This window comes from Arthrobacter sp. MYb23 (assembly GCF_002979775.1).
Taxonomy (GTDB): domain Bacteria; phylum Actinomycetota; class Actinomycetes; order Actinomycetales; family Micrococcaceae; genus Arthrobacter.
Window position 1 is genome coordinate 318,323 of record NZ_PCPR01000002.1, and the last position, 20,013, is coordinate 338,335.

Consider the following 20,013-nt stretch of genomic DNA (forward strand, 5'->3'; position numbering starts at 1 on the left):
CTACTTGGTGGGCTCCGAAGCTTCAAAAGTCTTCCGCCAGGATTCCATGGACGTGATCTCCGGCAGGGCTTCGCGGTACTGGGTCCTCAGGGTCCCCCAGTTCGAGAACAACTGTGCGTGAAGCTTGGCCGACTCAACCACCAGCTGACGTGCCAGCTGAGGATCACGCAGGTGCCATGAGGCACCCGTACCATCGGCATTGGAAACCACGGCGCTGTCCAGGTGTGCCAGGCTCCACCACTTGCCATCCTGGTGCGCAACGTGCGCTTCAGGATTGACTTTGGCAGAATCGCGGACCGGAGCCACCGTCTGCTTGAGGACGGTTTTCACTGCCCAAGGAAGCAGTCCGAGTGCACCCGGCTGCTTGTAGGATTGAGGCTTCTTCGGGGGCCGCTTACGGAAAACTTCCGGGAAGGCAGACGGATCGGTCTTGATCTGGGAATCCTGGAACTCATCACGCATGGCGCGGAGCTTGGGCATCATGGTGGGAAGTTGATCGTGAAGATTGCCCGGGCCCGCCAAGACATCGCGAAGAGCCATGATGCGCGCCTGCTCCGGATAGTACTGCATGGATACCAAGTGCTTGACGTCCGCGTTCAGGCTTTCGCGCAGGATACGTCCGCCCTTGGGGAACGGCGAGTGCAGCAGCGTGGCAATGAGCCTGTTGCGTTCGTGATAGTACGCCTGCCAGTCCACAGAATCGTCTTTGTCGGCCCAGGAGACGTGCCAGACTGCGGCACCCGGGAGCGTGACGGTAGGGAATCCTGCCGCGCGGGCGCGGAGCGAATACTCCGCATCGTCCCACTTGATGAAGACGGGAAGCGAAAGCCCAATGGTCTCCACCACGGTCTTGGGGATAAGGCACATCCACCAACCGTTGTAGTCCGCGTCCCAACGCCGGTGAAGCTGCGGGGTAGACCGGAGTCCGGCTGCAGAGAAGTCGTGGTTGCCGAGTCCTTCCACCGGGCCCCAGAGGAAGCGGTAGAAGTTCACTACCTCCGAGTAGGCGTGGAGAACCGACTTGTTGTACATGTCAAACATGTGGCCGCCCACGATGGTGGGCTTGCGGCAGAGGTCAGCGAACGCAACAGCGCGCATGACACCCTCTGTCTCGAGCTCAATGTCGTCGTCCAGAAGCATGACGTAATCGCTCTTGTCGGACACAAGCATCTCGTACATGTTGCGGGCGAACCCACCGGAACCGCCCAGGTTGCCCTGATTGATCACGCGCAGCTGCTCGCCCATGGACTCTGCCACGGAGTCAAAGCCTGCCTCATCGGCAACCTTCTTGTTGCCTTGGTCCACGATGATGAGCTCGGCAAGGATCTCACGGAGACCTGCGTCCGCATCAATGGCTTTGATGGTCTCAAGGCAGTAGTCGGCGCGGTTGAACGTAGTGACACCCAAAGTGACCTTGCCCTGCGGGCGGCCCTCGTCGGGAACGGCCCAGTGCGCGCTCTTCAGCGTCATGCCGTCGCCGCCGGCAATAAGGTCAAACCAGTACCAGCCGCCATCACCGAAGGGAGCTAGCGACAACTCGAAATCGTTGCTGGACGCTCCCTCTATAAGGATCGAGTCCACACGCTGGGCAGCGCCCCGGGCGTTGGAACGGTACACGATAACCGTGCCTTCGCCCTCGGTTTCAATGTGGAGGACGGTCTTCGTAGCGATAGTCCACTTACGCCAGTAGCTGGCAGGGAATGCGTTGAAGTAGGAACCGAACGACAGGCGCTCACCACGGCGAACCTGGACGGAGCCGCGCCCCAGGATGTCTTCCGGGTGGAGTTTACGTGCCATGCCGATTGCTTGCACATCGGCGCTCCCGCCGCTCCTTTGGACCTTGTTGGTGTCGGGATCCACGTACAGCGGCAGTGTGTCGAGGTCGCGGTTGGCGGGAAAAATCACGCGCTGGACAATCCGCAGGTTTTGTTGCGTGGATGCCGGGGTAGCAGCCGTCATGGCGATCTCCTGGCTTTCGTTTGTTGTAGCGGTCATGCGTCCACTCCCCCGCTTTCAAGCTTGGCGCCGCCGGTGAAGTGCGGCTTGATCTTGTTGTCGTACATGGACAAAGCCGATCCGATGGCCATGTGCATATCGAGGTATTTGTAAGTTCCCAGCCGGCCGCCAAAGAGGACCGACTTCTCGTCTTTGGCAAGATCGCGGTAGGCCAGCAGCTTCTGACGGTCATCAGAAGTATTGACGGGGTAGTACGGTTCGTCGCCCTTTTCGGCAAAGCGGGAGAACTCCCGCATGATCACCGTGGCGTCTTTGGTGTAGTCGCGCTCGGGGTGGAAGTGGCGGAACTCGTGGATACGCGTGAATGCGGCATCAGCGTCCGGGTAGTTCATGACCGCGCAACCTTGGAAGTCCTCAATCGGCAGGACTTCCTCTTCGAGATCGATGGTGCGCCACGAAAGATCGCCTTCGGCGTAGTCGAAATAGCGGTCAACCGGCCCCGTGTAGATAACCGGCACCTGACCGATGACTGAGGACCGGCCATATTCGCCGTCGTCGAAGAAGTCCGTGTTCAGGACCACCTCAATATTTGGGTGATCCGCCATGCGTTCGATCCAGGCGGTGTAGCCGTCTACCGGGAGACCCTCATAGGCGTCGTTGAAGTACCGGTTGTCATAGTTGTAACGCACGGGAAGCCGCGAGATGATCTCAGCCGGCAGGTCCTTCGGGTCCGTCTGCCACTGCTTTCCCGTGTAGTGCTTAATGAAGGCTTCGTACAGGGGACGGCCAATAAGCTGGATGCCCTTGTCATTGAGGTTCTGGGGATCGGTACCCGCCAGCTCGCCAGCCTGCTCGGCAATGAGAGCCTTTGCTTCCGTGGGGCTCATGGCCGAGCGGAAGAACTGGTTGATGGTGCCCAGGTTAATGGGCATGGGGTACACCTCACCCTTGTGGCTGGTGTAAACCTTGTGCTGGTAGTTCGTGAACTTGGTAAACCTATTCACGTATTCCCACACACGTTCATTGGAGGTGTGGAAGAGGTGGGCGCCGTAGCGGTGTACTTCAATTCCGGTCTTCGCCTCATTTTCGCTGTAGGCGTTTCCACCAATATGGTGGCGGCGATCGAGCACCGCAACCTTCAGCCCCAACTCGGTAGCGGCGCGTTCTGCAATGGTCAGGCCAAAGAAACCCGAGCCGACGACGACGAGATCAGCGTTCACAAACTCTCCTGTGTATTGGCGTGCGGGCACAGAGATGCCCACGTCTACTGGTCAAGGCTACCCGACTTGGCACGGGTTCCCCGTATCCGGGGTGACGCCCGGCAGGGACGGGGCGCATCGGCAAAGGGCAAAGGGAGACTGGCCCACGGCCAGCCTCCCTTCGGTTCACTACTTGAAACTGCCAGCTTAGAGCATAATGACTGAGCCCGATTTTGCCGAATCCAATACGGCCTCGGCGACCCTCAGGGTCTCCAGTCCCTCTGCCATAGTGACGATGTTAAGCGACTTGCCGAGGACGGCATCACGGAAGGCCTCGTGTTCCATCTTGAGGGGCTCACGCTTCGCCAAGGCGAATCGCGTCGAGGAACCCTCGGAAACTCCACGGAATGCCGCGACTGAATCCCAGTCGGTCTGGAACGTTCCGTTCTCGACGAATGTGAGGTCAGCGGAAATGGTGTCCGCAATGAACGCTCCACGTTCACCGAGAACCACCGTAGTTCTTTCCTTCATAGGCGAGAGCCAATTGACAATGTGGTTCGTCACTACACCGCTCTTGAGATGGCCGATCGCGGTGACCATGTCTTCGTGCTCGCGGCCGCTGCGGGAGGTGGTGTGGGCAACTACATTGATGAAGTTGCTCTGGGCCAGCCACGCAGTGAGATCAATGTCATGGGTTGCCAGATCCTTGACCACCCCTACGTCGGCAATGCGCGCGGGGAACGGGCCCTGCCGCCTCGTGCTTATCTGGTAGACCTCGCCCAAGTCGCCATTCTCCAGCCGGTCCCGAAGGCTCTGCAGGGAAGGGTTGAACCGTTCGATGTGCCCGACGGCACCGATGAGACCCCTGGATTCAAAGGCTTCGGCGATACGCCTGCCAGACTCGGAATCGTTGGCGATCGGTTTCTCGACGAGGCAGTGCACACCTGCCTCAGCGAGCTGCAGCGCTACTTCCTCGTGCAGGATGGTCGGCACGGCCGCCACGGCCATATCTATGCCCTGCGCGATCAGTTCTTCGACCGAGTTAAAGACGGTCAGTCCATCGGCAACGTTGTGAGGATCCCCGAAGGAGTCAGCGACGGCAACGAGGTCGACGCCGTCAAGCTCGCGGATAACGCGGGCGTGGTGGCGGCCCATCATCCCCAGTCCGATGAGGCCTGCACGCAAATTAGCCACTAGCTTCCTGCCTTCGCAATGGCGTTGACCGCGGAAACGATGCGGTCAAGGTCGCCCTGGCTCAGCGACGGGTGTACCGGGAGTGACAATACGCTGGCCGCGGCTTCCTCCGTGACGGGCAGGTCATCCGAGGTCTGGAAAGGAGCGAGGCGGTGGTTGGGGATGGGGTAGTACACGCCACAGCCCACGTTGTATTCCTCACGCAGTGCCTTCGCGAAACCGTCACGGTCCTCAGCAATGCGGATGGTGTACTGGTGGTACACGTGCTCGTAGCCCTCAGACACCTTGGGAGTGACAACACCCTCGATGTTGGCGTCGAAGAAGGCCGCATTCTCCTGACGGGTCTTGGTCCAGGCATTGATTTTGGTCAACTGCACGCGGCCAATTGCAGCGTGGATGTTGGTCATGCGGGCGTTGAAGCCAACAAGCTCGTTCTCGTATTGGCGCTCCATGCCTTGGTTACGAAGCAAGCGGAGGCGACGCTCGACGTCGGACAGGCCGGTGCTGACCATGCCACCTTCGCCGGAGGTCATGTTCTTGGTGGGGTACAGGCTGAACATGGCGAAGTCGCCGAAAGTACCCACTTTTCGGCCGTTGACCGCCGCGCCGTGCGCTTGGGCTGCGTCTTCGAAGACCTTCACGCCGTGCTTGGAAGCGACAGCGCCGATACCGTCCACGTCGAAGGGGTGTCCGTAAAGGTGAACGGGCATGATGGCGGCCGTGCGGTCCGTGATTTTAGATTCGACGGACGCAGGATCAAGGGTGTAGTGGTCCAGGTCCACGTCAGCGAAGACAGGAGTCGCGCCTGTCAAAGCCACGGAGTTGGCCGTGGCAGCGAAAGTGAACGACGGCACAATAACTTCGTCGCCGGGGCCGATGCCCGCAGCCAACAGACCAAGGTGCAGACCGGACGTACCGGAGTTAACGGCTACCGCAGCCCTGCCATCGAGGAGGACCTGCGAGAATTCCTGCTCAAAGGACGCAACCTCCGAGCCCTGTGCGAGTTGGCCGGAGGCAAGGACGGCCTCTACTGCCTTGCGCTCGTCATCACCAATGATGGGTTTAGCGGGGGGAATGAATTCGGGGCTCATGCCTCTACCTCTCGAAGGGTCTCGTTCTGTTCAACATATGTGGCGCCGGTTTCCGGGCAAACCCAGTTCTCACCTGTGCGCTGCAGCGGGAAACCAGCTTTTCCGACCCAACCGTGGCGTTTGGCCGGAACTCCGACCATCAGGGCAAAATCAGGGACGTCCTTGGCGACAACAGCACCAGCAGCAACCGTGGCCCACCGTCCTATTGTCACTGGTGCGACGCAAACGGCGCGGGCGCCGATTGAAGCACCTTCACGAATGGTTACACCCACGGGTTCCCAGTCGTGAGCGCTCTTCAAGCCGCCATCCGGGCTAACCGCCCGGGGGTAAGTATCGTTTGTGAGTACTACAGCCGGGCCGATGAAGACACCGGCCTCCAGCACCGCGGGCTCGTAGACAAGTGCATAATTCTGAACTTTGCAGTTGTCCCCCATCTTGACCCCGGTGCCGATGTAGGCCCCGCGTCCTACGATGCAATTGACGCCCAATTCGGCCTGCTCGCGGACTTGGGCCAGATGCCAAATCTTTGATCCATCACCAATTACCGCCTTGTCTGAAACATCGGCGCTCTCCGCAACCACTATCACCGGTGAAGGTCCTTCCTCATTGAGCACACGCGACAACGAGATTCATCTTAGCTGAGACACCATGCCACGGTGTCAAAGCGGCGTCTCAGCGGGCTCTGGCAGAAGTTGTCCACATAGGGCACAACGGCCCCAGTGCTTGAGTTCGCGGGGCCGTAGCGTGATCTGAGTCAGCCCGAGAAATATCCGCCAAGTCGTAGAGGATGAGCCCATGGCCTTGGAGTGCACGTTGGTACGCGCCCCTGGTGCCGCTGAAACGACGGAACCGGAGGAACTCAGCATCGCTGTCCCGGACGGCACCTCCGGCACACAAGTGCAGCAGCTTCTCACGGACGCGCGTGGAACAGGGCTCCTCTCCGTCGGCGGACAACCTCTGACCACTCTTACGGTGGGAGAAGCGCCTCTCCTTCCCGGCGCCGTCCTTGTTGATAATGCTCCGCATCATCCTCGCGGGAATGACATTTCCTCGCCCCTGATGCTGCTCACCCAGTCGGGCCCCGGAGCAGGCTCAGTCTTCAGGATTCAGCGGGGCCGATACCGGATCGGAAGGGCTTCCACCGAAATCATTGTGCCGGATCCCGGCATGTCCAGGGAACACGCTATTTTGGAGGTTTCCAGTACAGCCCTCGTGATAAGGGCGGTACGCGGCGCGAACCCGGTGTTCGTGGACAAACGGTCCGTCCGGCGAACTTTGTTGACGTCCGCGTCCAATATGCGATGTGGGAACTCCACTTTCACCGTCGTCACGGACAGCAGTCCCTACCCGCAGATTTCCGGGGAAGCAGGCCTGTCGATTGAAGAACCGCTGGAAGTACCTCATAGTCGTCGCCACTCCAACCGTTCGGCGATGGTACTGGCGGCCGTACTGCCGTTGGTAGCCGGAATCGGGCTCGCCCTGGCAACAGGAATGTGGATGTATTTGGGCTTCACTGCAATCTCTGCGATCAGCCTTCTCGTCCCGTTGATCGCAGGGCGGAAAGGCCGGTTGCAGGGCCGGCTGGCCATAGCGCGGGCCGTCCAGGATGACCTCGAACGCAGGCGCCGATGCTCACCATCGGCAGCTGAGCTGCTTCTAGCGGTTGGCTGCCCGTCTTCAGTGGAACTGCTGACGAAGAAACCTGCCATGAGAGTTTCAACAGACACCCCGCCGGCGGCACTGGCGGCAAATTCCCGCACTCAGGGGCCCGGTATATGGCTCCGCCTCGGAATCACGCAAACCGTGGCAAACATTCGGCTGGTTCCTGAGGATCCACATTTTCGGCAACCACCTATTGGGGCGGTTGCGATGACGTTGGATCCCGGGTATCCCGAAGTGACGCTTTGCGGACAGCCCCACCACACAGATGCTTTGCTTCGTTTCTTCTTGATGCAGCTAGCCGGTTTCCCGGGTGCCGCGGAGACGCCGGTCATTGTTTTGGGGCGGGCCGGAAGGTTGCCGTTGAGCGCACGGTTCCTCCCCGGAGTCACGGTGACAAGCAACCTACAAACTGCCCTTGCCGCCCTGCAGCGAGCGAATGAGAGGGTGAGCGGCAAACTCTTCATGGTCGATGCTCTTTCACCGGACGACTCGGAATTCCTCTTGTCCCTCATGAATGCCGCACGATCCGCCGGGTGGCAAGTGCTCAGATGCCGTGTGTCGTCCCAACGTTCCGCGGTGGTTATCGAAATTTCGCCATCAGGAACTGCCGGCCACCTGGAGACAGCTGGCCAGCGCCGGCAGTTCGTACCGGACCTTGTTTCAGTCGAAGTTTTCGACAGGTTCTGCCGTAAGGCACGTGCCACCCCGTTCTCTGACGGTCCTGGCACAGTGATTCCGGAGACATGTTTTCTGCCTGAGTTGCTTCCCCGCGGGCAGCGCAGAGTACTCCGTAGGTGGAAGACCGAAGCGGCCGGGCAGAACGGTCCCATCGCTGTGTTGGGCGCGGGCCAGGGCGGTCAGGTGACCTTCGACTTCAAGCTCGACGGCCCTCATCTATTAGTTGCCGGAACCACAGGCTCCGGGAAATCCGAACTCCTGAGGACGCTTGTGGCTTCCATCGCGTTGAGTCATTCTCCGGATCACACAACGTTCCTGTTCTTTGATTTCAAGGGCGGGTCAGGTTTGCAGCCACTTGCACGCCTTCCGCACTGCGTCGGACTTCTGACAGACCTCAGCAAGCACCATTTGGAGCGCGCTCTTGTTTCTCTGCGTGGTGAGATCCGATACCGCGAAGAAACATTTGCTGCTGCCAACGTGTCTGATCTTGCGCAGTACCGGCGCGAGGCCTCCCCCACAGACCCAAATGTGCCGTATCTGGTCCTGGTGATCGATGAGTTCCGCATGCTTGTTGACGAAGCTCCAAACACTCTCCGTGAGCTCATGCGCATCGCGACCATCGGGCGCTCCCTGGGCATTCATTTGGTCATGGCTACGCAGCGACCCCAGGGGGCACTGACCGCAGACATCCGGGCAAACGTGACCTCCAGCATTGCCATGCGGGTGCAGACGGAAGCAGAATCCATGGACATCATCAACACCAAGGTGGCGGCCTCCATCAGCGTTGAGGCTCCGGGGCGGGCTTACCTTGCCAAAGCTTCGCGTATCCCCGAAGAATTCCAAACAGCCTCACTCTCGATCTCCCCCGGCCATGCAGTATCTGGTTATGGGCTTGGCAGTTCCCTGGAGTCCGTGCAGTCGGCCTCGCAGGCTTTGCAGCAACGTTGCGTCGTCCGCAGTGCGTCCAGTCAGGAAAGCGCACTCGCGGATGCTGGTCCCGAGTGGGTCGTTTCAACAGTCCAGGAGGCTTGGCTGTCGCTTGGCAAACCTCTCCCCAGGCGTCCGATAGCAACGCCACTGCCCACATCGATTCTCTGGCACGAACCGGTTGCTGCTGAGGCAGGAAATGCGTCCGGAGTGAACGACCGTTGGATAGTGGGACCGTTGGCGATCATCGACCGGCCGACACACCAAATTGTGGAACCGCTGCTGTGGTCGCCGTCCGAGGACGGCCATCTGGCAATGATCGGCAGCGACTCCAGCGGCATGAGGGAATGCTTCAGGGCTTCGTCGGCGATGCTTGCTACCCGGAAACCCCAACCCCATCTGTATATCCTCGACGCGATGGGCACGCTTGGGCACCTCGGACACGAGGGTCGGATCGGCGCCGCAGTGGGCCTGCACCAACTTCATCTGGCAACGCGGGTCTTGAAACGCCTCGCCGGAGAAATGGAACGTCGACGAAGCACTGGTGTATTCGGGGTAGGTGACTCACCCTTGGTTTTGATCGTGGCGGGATGGTGCTCATGGGCTACTGCGCTCCGGACGGGCCCTTTCGCTTATGCAGAAGGAATCCTGCAGGACATCGTCAGGGACGGTTCTTCCTTTGGTGTCACCGTACTCATTTCAGGGGAAAGGGAACTTGTCAGCTCGCGCTTTTTTGGTGCAATACAGAATCGCGCATATTTCCCTTCGGGATCCACCGAAGAGTCCCGGTTTCACTGGCCGCGACTCCCGGACATGGAATCACTTCCAGGGCGTGCCGTCGTCTTGGGGAATTTTGCTGGGGAAGACGGTACCGTGGCTCAGTTTCGCGGGGCTCCGGTAAACGGTCTGTGGCCGTTCGATGACCTCGAGCCATCCGAAGCGCCGTTCCGGGTACGCCCACTACCCGACCATCTCCATGCTGACGACTTTCAGGCCCGGCTGGCCGCGTTCCGATCCAAATTGCCGGGCGGATCCGGTGGCGGGACGATGATCCAGCATACTAGCGCCCAACCCGAATACGCCCATGGACAGGCGCCGCTCTGGATCGGCGTCGGCGGAGATGAGGCCGACCCCGTAGCCATGTCTCTCCGGGAAAACGGCGTCAGCACTATCCTCGGTGGCCCACGTTCTGGAAAGAGCTCCGTTCTGGCGTCACTTCGTGCCCTAAGCCCTTTGGTTCCATGGGTTTTTCCGCCGGAAGCGTCGAAGTCCGGTGCCTTTTGGATATCACTCGCCTGCGAGGCCGAAGCGGGAAGTGTAGACCCCAACAGCATCCTGCTCGTGGACGACGCCGATTCACTGGAGCCCAAAGGCCGTCAAGCCTTGGCTGGCTTGATCGGAAGAGTCCGCGGCATCATCCTCACGGCAACACCAGGTCCGTCCCTGCTTCTACATCTCCCACTTGCAAAGGAAGCGCAAGCTTCCAGCATGGGTTTGGTGTTGTCGCCCGGGACACCCCATGACGGCGACCTTCTTGGCGTGAGACTTGAAGCCGACCGGGACAGGCGCCCGGGTCGCGGCTTTCTCATCGACGGGGCGGCGATAAAGCCCGTTCAATGCGTGTTCACCGCAGGTTTTCCGCGACCTGCCGAAACCCATTGAGGCACAGCCACGGAAGCTCCGGAAGCCCTCTGATGTTCAGAGTGCCGCGGACGTTCCCCCAGCTCGTGAGGCGTAGGCCACGACGTCCTTCTGAAAGAGGAAAACGATGGCAGCCAACGCCGGAAGCAGCATCGCCAGCCCCTGCCACACCAGGCCGCCGGTCATCGTGGGAAAGCCAATAGTGAGGACAAACAACTGGGCTACCAACGCTGCTGCACGAGTCCATCCATAGCCGCGGAACAAGAAGTGGCCGACGGCGAATAACCATACAGAGAAGGCCATCAGCAGGCCAAGGGTGAAAACGGCTCCCCAGAAAGTCAACACTGGAGCACCGCTAAGCAGTTCATATGCGTACCAGGCCGCGGCACCGAGGAGGGCGAGAGCTTCAAGCAGAACAACCAGTGAAATAATCACAATTCCCAAGGGCCGGCGAGCTGCGCCGGGTCTGTTCGGAGCGAGGTTCCCCGCCGCATCGGAATCATCACTTCCGTCCGGGCCGGAGACGGGCTGGGCTGGGTTCACGGGAGGTCTTGACACACTGGCACACTACCGGACATAGTCATCTAGCAGTGAGGGCACTGGCGGCTGATGTGATGCATCGCTCACGGATTCCGAGCATTTCGACCACTAACACCCCTTGTTTACAAGGCGTTAACATGAAACGCTTGACTCAGACGACCAAGGGGGCCCATGCGGGCCCCTTTCCTTTGGAGCCTCTCGTGAATGTTTTCACAAAAGGCCCTTCTAGTTCTCACGAATGGAGTGACTGATCAGCATGGATTGGCGTAATCGCGCAGCCTGCCTCGACAAGGACCCGGAGCTCTTTTTCCCAGTAGGCAACACGGGACCAGCACTTCTGCAAATCGAGGAAGCCAAAAGCGTCTGCCGCCGCTGCCCCGTTGTGGACACCTGCCTTCAGTGGGCCTTGGAGTCCGGACAGGACGCCGGCGTTTGGGGCGGCATGAGTGAAGACGAACGACGCGCACTCAAGCGCCGCGCCGCACGCGCACGTCGCGCTTCCTAACCCAAGGACCGAAAAGGCCGCGGACCGTTTGGTCCGCGGCCTTTTTCGTTGGCTTCTGCTCGCTCTTTTCGTGACTTCAGTTCGCTGAATCCGTCGCCCGGCCTTGGGAGGCTAGGCCCTTGCGAGGTTGAGGACGATCTCGACGGCGGTTCCGCCTCCTTCACGTGGGATCCACTGAATAGACCCACCCAGCTCACTCGTCACGAGTGTACGTACAATCTGCAGGCCCAGCCCCTCGGTGTACTGGCCGTCCGGTAGACCAACACCGTCGTCTGCAATTGTCACAGTGAGGAATTCGTCGTCGCCATCGCCCTCCGCCCGGTCGGCCAGCAGCCACACCGTTCCTGTGCGTCCCTCAAGTCCGTGCTCAACAGCATTGGTCACCAGTTCGTTGATGACCAAAGCCAATGGAGTGGCAAAATCGCTGGGCAATTCTCCGAACATGCCTGAACGTTCCGTCCGGACTTGTTGGGACGGGGAGGCTACTTCCGCAGACAACCGGAATTGACGCCCGATCAGTTCGTCGAAGTCGACGCTCTGAGTCAGCCCTTGCGAGAGTGTCTCATGGACCAGCGCGATGGTGGCCACGCGCCGCATCGCTTGCTCCAGTCCCTGTTTGGCCTCGTCACTGACCATTCGCCGCGATTGCATTCGCAGAAGAGCCGCCACCGTCTGAAGGTTGTTCTTGACCCGGTGATGGATTTCCCGAATCGTGGCGTCCTTGGTTACGAGCTCCATTTCCCTGCGACGTAATTCCGAAACATCGCGGCAAAGGACGAGGGCTCCGAAACGGTGCTGCTCGTCGCGCAAAGGGATGGCCCGAAGTGAAAGGCTGACCCCCCTGGACTCGATCTCGCTGCGCCAAGGCATGCGTCCTGTCACCACCAGGGGCAGCGTCTCATCCACCATCCGCCGGTCCTTCAAGAGGCCTGCTGTCACCTCCGCCAACGAACGACCTTCCAGGGACTCCACTTCGCCAAGTCGACGGAAGGCGGAGACACCATTGGGGCTGGCATATTGCACGATGCCGTCGGCGTCGAGTCTGATGAGCCCGTCGCCGACTCGCGGCGCTCCTCGACGGGAGCCCGTTGGGGAGGCGAAATCGGGCCACAGACCCAACGTTCCCATCCGCAGGAGGTCATAGGCGCACTGGCGATACGTGAGTTCCAGCCTCGATGGCATGCGCGAGCTGGACAAGTCCATATGCGACGTCACAACCGCCAGGGTCCTGCCGTTGCGAACCATCGGCACAGCCTCTACCCGGAGCGCCATCTCGCTGCTCCAGCTCGTTTCACTGGAGCGCTCGATGGATCGGCTGTTCCACGCCTTATCTACCAGAGGGCGCAAATCCGAGCGGATACCCTCGCCCACGAAGTCCGCGTGGAACACCGTATGCGATGTCGACGGACGGACGTGGGCGAGGGCAATGTAACCGAATTCCGGATGCGGAAACCACAGAGCAAGGTCCGCGAAAGCCAAGTCAGCGACCATTTGCCAGTCACCGACGAGGAGGTGCAGCCATTCGGCATCTCCAGGCCCGAAATCAGCGTGTTCCCTGATGGGGTCTGTAAAGATTGCCACTACACCTCCATTTGCGACGCCGGGACTGACCCTAGCGTCGAACGATTGACCTCAAGAGCCTTAATGCTACCGACAGTGAAGCCATGTCGTCGGCTTCCAGCGCGTTGACCTCGTCGAACATGGTCTTAGCGCGCCCCAGCTGCTCGGCATTTTGCCCTTCCCAGGCTTTGAGGCGATCCTCAGCTACGGTGCCGGACTCTGTCGATTCAAGGACCGACGTCGTCATATCCGCCACTGTGGAGTACAAGTCATCCCGAAGGGCTGCTCGTGCCAAAGCCTGCCAGCGGTCATCGCGGGGCAGGGAACTGATGCGTTCCAGGAGCGAATCCACGTGGAAACGGTTGAACACCGTGTAATAAACGTGTGCGACGTCCTCCACGCCTTCGCTTCCGGTCTGGGCAATGCGCGCGATATCCAACAGTGCGTAGCTCTCGAACAGCTCCGCCCATCTGTGCGCAAGGTGGTCCGGCAGTTCCCATCCACGGGCTTTGTCCAACCAGCCTGAGATGCGTACTTTGTCCTCACCCCGCAGGTAGTCCAGAAGCTTGGCCCTTAGCGGGGCCAACATGGGCTTGAAGGATTCCACTACTTCGGAAATAGGCTGCGAAGCCATCCCCTGCCCCAGCACCCAACGCACTGCCCGGTCAAGCAAGCGCCGGATGTCCAGATGGACTTCACTCCAGTGTTCAGTCGGGAATGATGCCGGAAGTGCGTTCAGCTCAGCCACCATCGGATCGAGATCGTAGATTTCACGCAGCGCAACGAAGGCCTTGGCGACAGCTACCTCATTGGCCGACGTTTCTTCGATGGCCCGGAAGGCGAAAGTAATGCCGCCCAGGTTGATGATGTCGTTGGCAACCACTGTGGCAATAATCTCGCGCCGCAGCGGGTGAGTGTCCAGCTCAGCATCAAACTTCTCCCGCAGTTGCTTTGGGAAGTAGTCACGGATGGTGTCCGCAAACCAGGGATCATCGGCGAGGTTGCTGTCCCGCAGAGCTGCAGCGAGCTCGATCTTTGCGTAGGCGGCCAGGACCGCCAGTTCGGGCGAGGTGAGTCCCTGCCCCTGCTCCAGCCTTGACCGGAGAGTCTCCGTGGTGGGAAGAGCCTCGAGCTCACGCTTGAGGTCGGCGGACTTCTCCAGCCAATCCATCAGCCGCTCGTAGCTTGGGCTCCAGTCCGCGACCCGCGTGCGGTCGTTAAGAAGCAGAATGTTCTGGTCGATGTTGTCCTGCAGGACAAGCCGTCCCACCTCATCGGTCATATCGGCCAGGAAGCCGGCCCTTTCCGCGGAGTCAAGCTTGCCTGCCGCTACCATCCGGTCAACAAAGATCTTGATGTTGACCTCATGGTCGGAGCAGTCCACACCGGCGGAGTTATCGATGGCATCTGTATTCAGGATGACACCTTGCAACGCGGCTTCGATGCGGCCCCGTTGCGTCAGGCCCAGGTTTCCGCCTTCGCCCACCACTTTGACCCGCAGGTCACGGCCATCCACGCGGATAGCGTCATTGGCTTTGTCACCAACGGCAGCATGAGTCTCCGTACTGGCCTTGACGTACGTACCAATACCGCCGTTGTAGAGAAGGTCAGCCGGCGCCAGCAGAATCGCACGGAGAAGTTCCGGCGGACTCAGCTGCGTTGTTCCGTCAGGCAGTCCCAAAGCCTTGCGTACCTGCTCCGAAACCGGGATGGTCTTAGCCTGACGCGGGTAAACGCCACCGCCTTCGCTAATAAGGGTACGGTCGTAGTCGTCCCAGGAAGACCGGGGCAGTTCAAAGAGTCTTTGCCGCTCGTCAAACGATGCGGCGGCTTCGGGTGAGGGATCAAGGAAAATGTGACGGTGATCAAACGCTGCCAGCAGCCGGATGTGGCGGGATAGCAGCATGCCATTGCCGAACACGTCACCGGACATATCACCAACGCCAACTACCGTGAATTCCTCGGTCTGGGTATCGAGGTCAAGCTCACTGAAATGCCTCTTGACTGATTCCCAGGCGCCGCGTGCAGTGATGCCCATGGCCTTGTGGTCGTAACCCACCGATCCGCCCGAGGCAAACGCGTCACCGAGCCAGAAGCCATAGTCGGCGGCCAGGCCGTTGGCGGTGTCGGAGAACGTAGCCGTACCTTTATCGGCTGCCACCACCAGGTATGAGTCGTCACCGTCATGCCGGACAACGTCCGACGGAGGCACGAGCTGTTCGCCGTCTGCTGAAGTAACAAGATTGTCTGTGATGTCCAGCAGGCCGCGAATGAAAGTCTTATAGCTTTCGATTCCTTCAGCCATCCAAGCGGCCCGGTCCGCGGCCGGGTTGGGAAGCTTCTTGGCGAAGAATCCTCCCTTTGCACCAGTTGGGACGATGACCGCATTCTTGACGGTCTGCGCCTTGACGAGGCCCAGAATCTCGGTACGGAAATCCTCCCGACGGTCGGACCAGCGCAGGCCACCGCGGGCTACCTTTCCGAACCGCAAATGCACGCCTTCAACTCTCGGGGAGTAAACCCAGATCTCGTACATTGGACGTGGGAAAGGAAGGCCATCAATCGATGTGGGGTCCAGCTTGAAGCTGAGGTATTCCTTGTTCTGGTAGTAATTGGTTCGCAGAGTGGACTCAATGAGGTTCACGAAGGTGCGCAGGACACGATCAGCATCCAACGTGGCCACCTGCTCAATCGACTCCGCGAGAGCTACCCGCGCTGATGCTTGGCGTTCGGGGCGCTGATCTTCAGCAACAGTGGGATCGAAACGCGCGGAGAAGAGCTCGTTGAGCCCCCGCGCCACATCCGGGTTGCCCAGGAGCGTGTCGGCGATGAATCCGAAGGAGTTGGTGTTGCCCATCTGCCGCATGTACTTGGCGTAGGCGCGGAGCACCACCACTTGACGCCAGTGGATTCCTTCTCGGAGCACCAAACGGTCAAAGTTGTCCGACTCGACAGCGCCCGTGATGGCGGCGCCGAAGGAATCGCTCAGAAGGTCGCCTGTGGCCAAGGGGTCGACGCCCGCAGGGTACTTGAGTCCGAGATCGTACAGGAAGAAGTCGCGATGATCTGAAGTCTCGATCTCAAAGGGCCGCTCATCCAAGACCTCAAGGCCAAGATTATGGAAGTAAGGAAGGATCTGGCTGAGGCTCTTGGGCTCCATCAAGTAGAGCTTGACCCGGGCGTCCTCTTCCAAAGCCTCTCCGGCACCGTCGGGAAGATACACATGGACGCCGGGCTTGGTTTGCTTGGTGACCCGTCCTGCCCGCTCTGCCTCCGCCCCGTATTTCTCGAAGCGTTCAATATCTTCAAGAGCGTCTTCCACTTCGTAGTCGACGCGGTACCCGGCAGGGAATGCCTCGGCCCACAGCGCAGAGAGAACGTCAGCGTCTGCGGAAGACCGATGCTCGCGGAGAACTTCTGAGATCCCTTCGCTCCAGGACCGGGACGCACGCATCAGCCGTTGTTCCAGCTCTTGTACGTCGACTTCAGCCAGTTCAGCAGTGCGGGGCAACCTGATCCTGAAGAAAACACGAGCCAGTGCAGACTCAGTGATCCGGGCCTCGTAGTCGATGGTCTCGGCGTGGAACGTTTCGCGAAGTTCCTGCTCTATGCGGAGGCGAACACTGGTGGTGTACCGATCACGGGGCAGGTAGACCACCGCGGACATGAACCGGCCGTAGATGTCCGGGCGCAGGAACAGCTTGGTCCGCCTGCGCTCTTGGAGTCGCTGGATCCCGGTGGCTGTAGCCGCAAGATCCGGGATCTCGATCTGGAAGAGTTCGTCGCGGGGATACGTTTCAAGGATTCCCAAAAGATCCTTGCCCGAGTGGGAGTCAATGGGGAAGCCGGCGTTACGAAGGACAGCGTCCACCTTGTCACGCACGATCGGGATGCTGCGCACTGAGCCGGTGTAAGCACTTGTGGCGAACAAGCCGATGAAGCGGCGTTCCCCGTTAACGTTGCCCAACGCATCAAAGCTCTTAACGCCGATGTAATCGAGGTAGGCGGGCCGGTGCACGGTTGACCGCGAATTTGCCTTGGTAATTACCAAGGCACGCTTCTCCCTTGCGCGCTTTCGGCCCGCATCCGTGAGGTGCTGAACTTGACGGGTGGTGTCACCCGCACGCAGTAGGCCCAGCCCACTGTCTTCACGGAGCTGAAGAACATCCTCGCCATCCTCATCTACGAGGTCGTATTCGCGGTAACCGAGGAAAGTAAAGTTTCCGTTGTCCAGCCAACGCAAAAGGTCCTGTGCTTGCCTGAGCTCGGCCACTTGCTCAGGGTGTGTGACACCGCCCAAGGCCTCGGCCAGCTCAAGCGCCTTGCTGCGCATCTTTGGCCAGTCCTCCACCGCCGCCCTGACATCGCCCAGGACGCGTTGGAGCCCTGCGATCAGTTCTTCCCGTGCATCATCACTCACGCGGTCAATTTCGACCGCAATCCATGACTCCATGTGGGAGGTGTTATCGCCATCGCCCAGGAGATGGGCGACGCTTGGCAATGCTGCGGTATCGCCACTGGAAATGCCCACATTGGAGGGGACCCGGGAAATACGGCTAAGCTCGCCGGATTCCCGATCACGGTTGACCACGAACAAGGGGTGCATGACCAGCCGGATGGCACAGTTCTGGCGAACTAGTTCTGCATTCACGGAGTCGACGAGGAACGGCATGTCGTCGGTGACGATGTAGACGACGCTCCGCTCCGGTTCGCCGGCGATTTGGACGACGGCGTTTCCGGGTCGACGGGACTGGGCGACATCCCTGTGCTTAGTTGCCCGCGCAATCAAGAGTTCAGGCGAATACGCTCGTGAATCCTCCTCTGCGAGGTGTTCATAGTAGTCACCGAAGAACCCTTCACGGACTACTGCTGCATCGGACCGATCCTCCACGCTGGATCCTGACGACATCGACAAACGCCTCCATCACAATTGATTGCTGCGACTCTGCAGCCCACATGGCGAGCCTAGCGCTTTAGCAGGTGCAAAGCTCTGATAGTTCGACCAAAGGAATGACGATTTTGCTGGACAGGTGCACAGACAAGGGCTGCTATGGCAGCGCGAAGGGCGGAGTCGGGAGCTATCTCCAGCAGAACCGAACCTGCTAGCAAAGCGGCATCACATGCCGCAGCGTCAGCCGGCAGGTAGGCATCCACACCCACGCCCGGGCCGTAACGGCCCCAGGCATCATCCAGTTGCTGCCTGGGAGAATGGCCCACTGCCGACCGCTTTACCTTATTCAGCACGACACGGGGAGCTACATCAGGAAGTGCAGCCTCGAGCTCCGCCAGCCCCCGCACCAGACGCGGCACGCCAATCGCGTCAGCGGCCCCTACTGCAAACACGACATCAGCCATTTCCAAGCTGCGCAGGGTGGCGGCATTCCGACGCGGAGCCAAGGTGTCGAAGCTCAACTCTTCATCTGATTCCAGGCAGAAGCCTGCGTCCACCACAACGAGGTCTGCCAATTGCCGGGCCGCTTCCAGGACCATCGATACGGCCCCCGCCCTGAGTTCAATCCATCGATCCGCCCTCGTAGTACCCGTGAGAACTCTAAGAACCCCACCGTTGGTGAAGACTGGAATCGCAACCTCCCTGAGGGCTTCAACATCAAGCAGGCCTTGGTCTGCCAGTCGGCAAGCCTGGGCAAGGCCCGCCGACTCATCCAAGAGACCCAGCATCGCCGAAACACTTGCGCCGTAAGTGTCTGCATCCACGAGAATGACCGATTTGCCTTCCGCAGCCAATTCCGCAGCAATGTTAACTGCAAGGACAGTCCTCCCGGGGGCGCCGATCGGCCCCCACACGGCGATGACCTGCCCCTCTCCCTTCGGCACCTCCTCATCTGCAGAGTCCGTCACAGGCATGAGCCGCAGGTCCGCCCCAGGATCTGAAAATCCGGTGTCCCGAGCGAAAGTAGTCCGGCTCCCGCGACCAACCGCCTCCGATATTTTGGCCGCCAAGTCAGTAGCCTCGATACCCGTCACAGCCGGCATGGCACCTATGGCTAAGAGCCGTTTAGCCTCCGCTGGATCATCCGTGAGGGCAATAATCGAGACACCCACCGCCCCGAGACGGTCAACCATTGTGGTGGTGAGTTCCTCGCAACCTTCCGAGATAACAGCGGCTACCGCGAGGCCGCTTTGGCAAGCAGCAATAAGTTCAGCCAGCTCCGAACAACGGCGAACCACGGTTACGGGGCCATGCAGGCGCTCCAACCCACCCACCACGGCCTCCTGCGCCGAGCCTACGGTAACAACTGGAATGCTCATCGGACCACGCCTGCTGGGTTCCATACGACTGAGATCTTGGCCTTGTTCGCCTGGGCACCCAGCAGTTTTGGCATCTGTTCGTCCGTCACCAATACCATCACCACGGATGTTTTGGCGGAACCCAGGGTGGTATTTCCGGTAGTCATGCCGGCTATTTCGGCGCTCGGCAGAAGCATTTGCGGTTCTTCAAAAGCGCTGCTGGAACCCGGCAGTGAGATCCATACGTCAACCCTGGCGCCTGGAACGGCCTGTGCGGGAAGTTCTTCCTCCATTGCAATAGCCACGGGTTTGCGATCCAACGCATCGGCGACCCCCAGGCTTTCCCGGGGGATCAACTGATTCTTTGCCACCCGCTGCAGTGCAACTCTGCTCTCAGTGAGCCCATTCTCCACGGTGACATAACCGGCCTCGACGTCATCCAGCCGGACCTTGACAATGGCAAGGTCCGCCTCCGTGACCACCTGGCCCACCGCGATGTCTTCCCGCGCTGCGAAGACCTGCGTTGTCCTGTCTGCAGTACCTACCAATGAAATGACGCCTGCGACAGACCCCAGAACCAGCAGGAGGCCGATAAGAAGCCTGGGATCTTTCCATGACGGCTTCTTTAGCCGCGCGGCGGCGACACTGACACTTTTAACCATTTTCCTGCTCCCCCGCTAGGAGTTACGGCATGGTGGACGCACCTGCCCCCTCATTCTTACCGGCGCATTTTCGCTGAACCAAAGCCAACGGCCTCAATGAGGCCGAAACTGTGGATAACTACACCAAACGGAAGCAACGGTGGCAAAAT

At 60.0% G+C, this 20,013-nt stretch carries 12 protein-coding genes; 2 read left to right on the forward strand and 10 right to left on the reverse strand.

The genetic code is table 11. The features are described from left to right. The 5 genes from CQ020_RS03925 to CQ020_RS03945 all read right to left on the reverse strand — a co-directional run bounded on the left by CQ020_RS03925 (window position 1) and on the right by CQ020_RS03945 (window position 6,054). Complete coding sequence (locus tag CQ020_RS03925; protein WP_105690644.1) at window positions 1–1,995, reverse strand: glycosyltransferase; 1,995 nt, start codon at window positions 1,993–1,995, stop codon at window positions 1–3. After that, window positions 1,992–3,176 (reverse strand): UDP-galactopyranose mutase, encoded by a 1,185-nt coding sequence (gene glf, locus CQ020_RS03930; protein WP_105690645.1) that lies wholly within the window; start codon window positions 3,174–3,176, stop codon window positions 1,992–1,994. Before glf ends, CQ020_RS03925 begins: the two co-directional genes overlap by 4 nt. Before the next feature lie 186 nt (window positions 3,177–3,362). Beyond that, window positions 3,363–4,349, reverse strand: coding sequence for a Gfo/Idh/MocA family protein (locus CQ020_RS03935; protein WP_105690646.1), 987 nt, complete (start codon window positions 4,347–4,349; stop codon window positions 3,363–3,365). Then, entirely contained in the window at window positions 4,349–5,440 is a 1,092-nt protein-coding gene (locus tag CQ020_RS03940) for a DegT/DnrJ/EryC1/StrS aminotransferase family protein (RefSeq protein WP_105690647.1), read from the reverse strand. The genes CQ020_RS03935 and CQ020_RS03940 overlap by 1 nt, the downstream gene beginning before the upstream one ends. After that, window positions 5,437–6,054, reverse strand: a complete 618-nt coding sequence (locus CQ020_RS03945) for an acyltransferase (protein ID WP_105690648.1) — start codon at window positions 6,052–6,054, stop codon at window positions 5,437–5,439. The genes CQ020_RS03940 and CQ020_RS03945 overlap by 4 nt, the downstream gene beginning before the upstream one ends. Before the next feature lie 181 nt (window positions 6,055–6,235). On the opposite strand from CQ020_RS03945, the gene CQ020_RS03950 reads away from it, so the two are divergent. Further along, on the forward strand, window positions 6,236–10,369 hold the full coding sequence (locus CQ020_RS03950) for an FtsK/SpoIIIE domain-containing protein (protein ID WP_105690649.1): 4,134 nt from the start codon (window positions 6,236–6,238) through the stop codon (window positions 10,367–10,369). A 36-nt stretch (window positions 10,370–10,405) separates the two neighbouring features. Here the strand turns inward: CQ020_RS03950 and CQ020_RS03955 are convergent, their stop codons facing one another. Then, window positions 10,406–10,906, reverse strand: coding sequence for a hypothetical protein (locus tag CQ020_RS03955; RefSeq protein WP_105690650.1), 501 nt, complete (start codon window positions 10,904–10,906; stop codon window positions 10,406–10,408). A 238-nt stretch (window positions 10,907–11,144) separates the two neighbouring features. On the opposite strand from CQ020_RS03955, the gene CQ020_RS03960 reads away from it, so the two are divergent. After that, window positions 11,145–11,393 carry a WhiB family transcriptional regulator gene (locus CQ020_RS03960; protein WP_003804966.1) on the forward strand — a complete coding sequence of 83 codons (249 nt, stop codon included), beginning with the start codon at window positions 11,145–11,147 and terminating at the stop codon, window positions 11,391–11,393. Window positions 11,394–11,504: 111 nt separating this feature from the next. On the opposite strand, the gene CQ020_RS03965 is transcribed toward CQ020_RS03960, so the two are convergent. From CQ020_RS03965 to CQ020_RS03980, 4 genes are read right to left on the reverse strand one after another with little or no spacing between them, the layout of a single operon-like run. Continuing rightward, the gene (locus tag CQ020_RS03965) at window positions 11,505–12,974 is read right to left on the reverse strand and encodes a sensor histidine kinase (RefSeq protein WP_024817361.1); all 1,470 of its coding nucleotides are present in this window, start codon (window positions 12,972–12,974) and stop codon (window positions 11,505–11,507) included. 31 nt (window positions 12,975–13,005) lie between these two features. Beyond that, window positions 13,006–17,862 carry an NAD-glutamate dehydrogenase gene (locus CQ020_RS03970; RefSeq protein WP_105690651.1) on the reverse strand — a complete coding sequence of 1,619 codons (4,857 nt, stop codon included), beginning with the start codon at window positions 17,860–17,862 and terminating at the stop codon, window positions 13,006–13,008. A 56-nt stretch (window positions 17,863–17,918) separates the two neighbouring features. Beyond that, window positions 17,919–19,223: a P-loop NTPase gene (locus CQ020_RS03975; protein ID WP_105690652.1), complete on the reverse strand. Its 1,305-nt coding sequence runs from the start codon at window positions 19,221–19,223 to the stop codon at window positions 17,919–17,921. Continuing rightward, complete coding sequence (locus CQ020_RS03980) at window positions 19,220–19,864, reverse strand: SAF domain-containing protein (RefSeq protein ID WP_105690653.1); 645 nt, start codon at window positions 19,862–19,864, stop codon at window positions 19,220–19,222. Before CQ020_RS03980 ends, CQ020_RS03975 begins: the two co-directional genes overlap by 4 nt. Between the last annotated feature and the right edge of the window lie 149 nt (window positions 19,865–20,013).

Bases quoted from the DNA above. Each gene is read 5' to 3' on its own strand.
- CQ020_RS03970 (WP_105690651.1), bottom strand. From the start codon at position 17,862: ATGTCGTCAGGATCCAGCGTGGAGGATCGGTCCGATGCAGCAGTAGTC.
- CQ020_RS03975 (WP_105690652.1), bottom strand. From the start codon at position 19,223: ATGAGCATTCCAGTTGTTACCGTAGGCTCGGCGCAGGAGGCCGTGGTG.
- CQ020_RS03980 (WP_105690653.1), bottom strand. From the start codon at position 19,864: ATGGTTAAAAGTGTCAGTGTCGCCGCCGCGCGGCTAAAGAAGCCGTCA.
- CQ020_RS03950 (WP_105690649.1), top strand. From the start codon at position 6,236: ATGGCCTTGGAGTGCACGTTGGTACGCGCCCCTGGTGCCGCTGAAACG.
- CQ020_RS03940 (WP_105690647.1), bottom strand. From the start codon at position 5,440: ATGAGCCCCGAATTCATTCCCCCCGCTAAACCCATCATTGGTGATGAC.
- CQ020_RS03925 (WP_105690644.1), bottom strand. From the start codon at position 1,995: ATGACCGCTACAACAAACGAAAGCCAGGAGATCGCCATGACGGCTGCT.
- CQ020_RS03960 (WP_003804966.1), top strand. From the start codon at position 11,145: ATGGATTGGCGTAATCGCGCAGCCTGCCTCGACAAGGACCCGGAGCTC.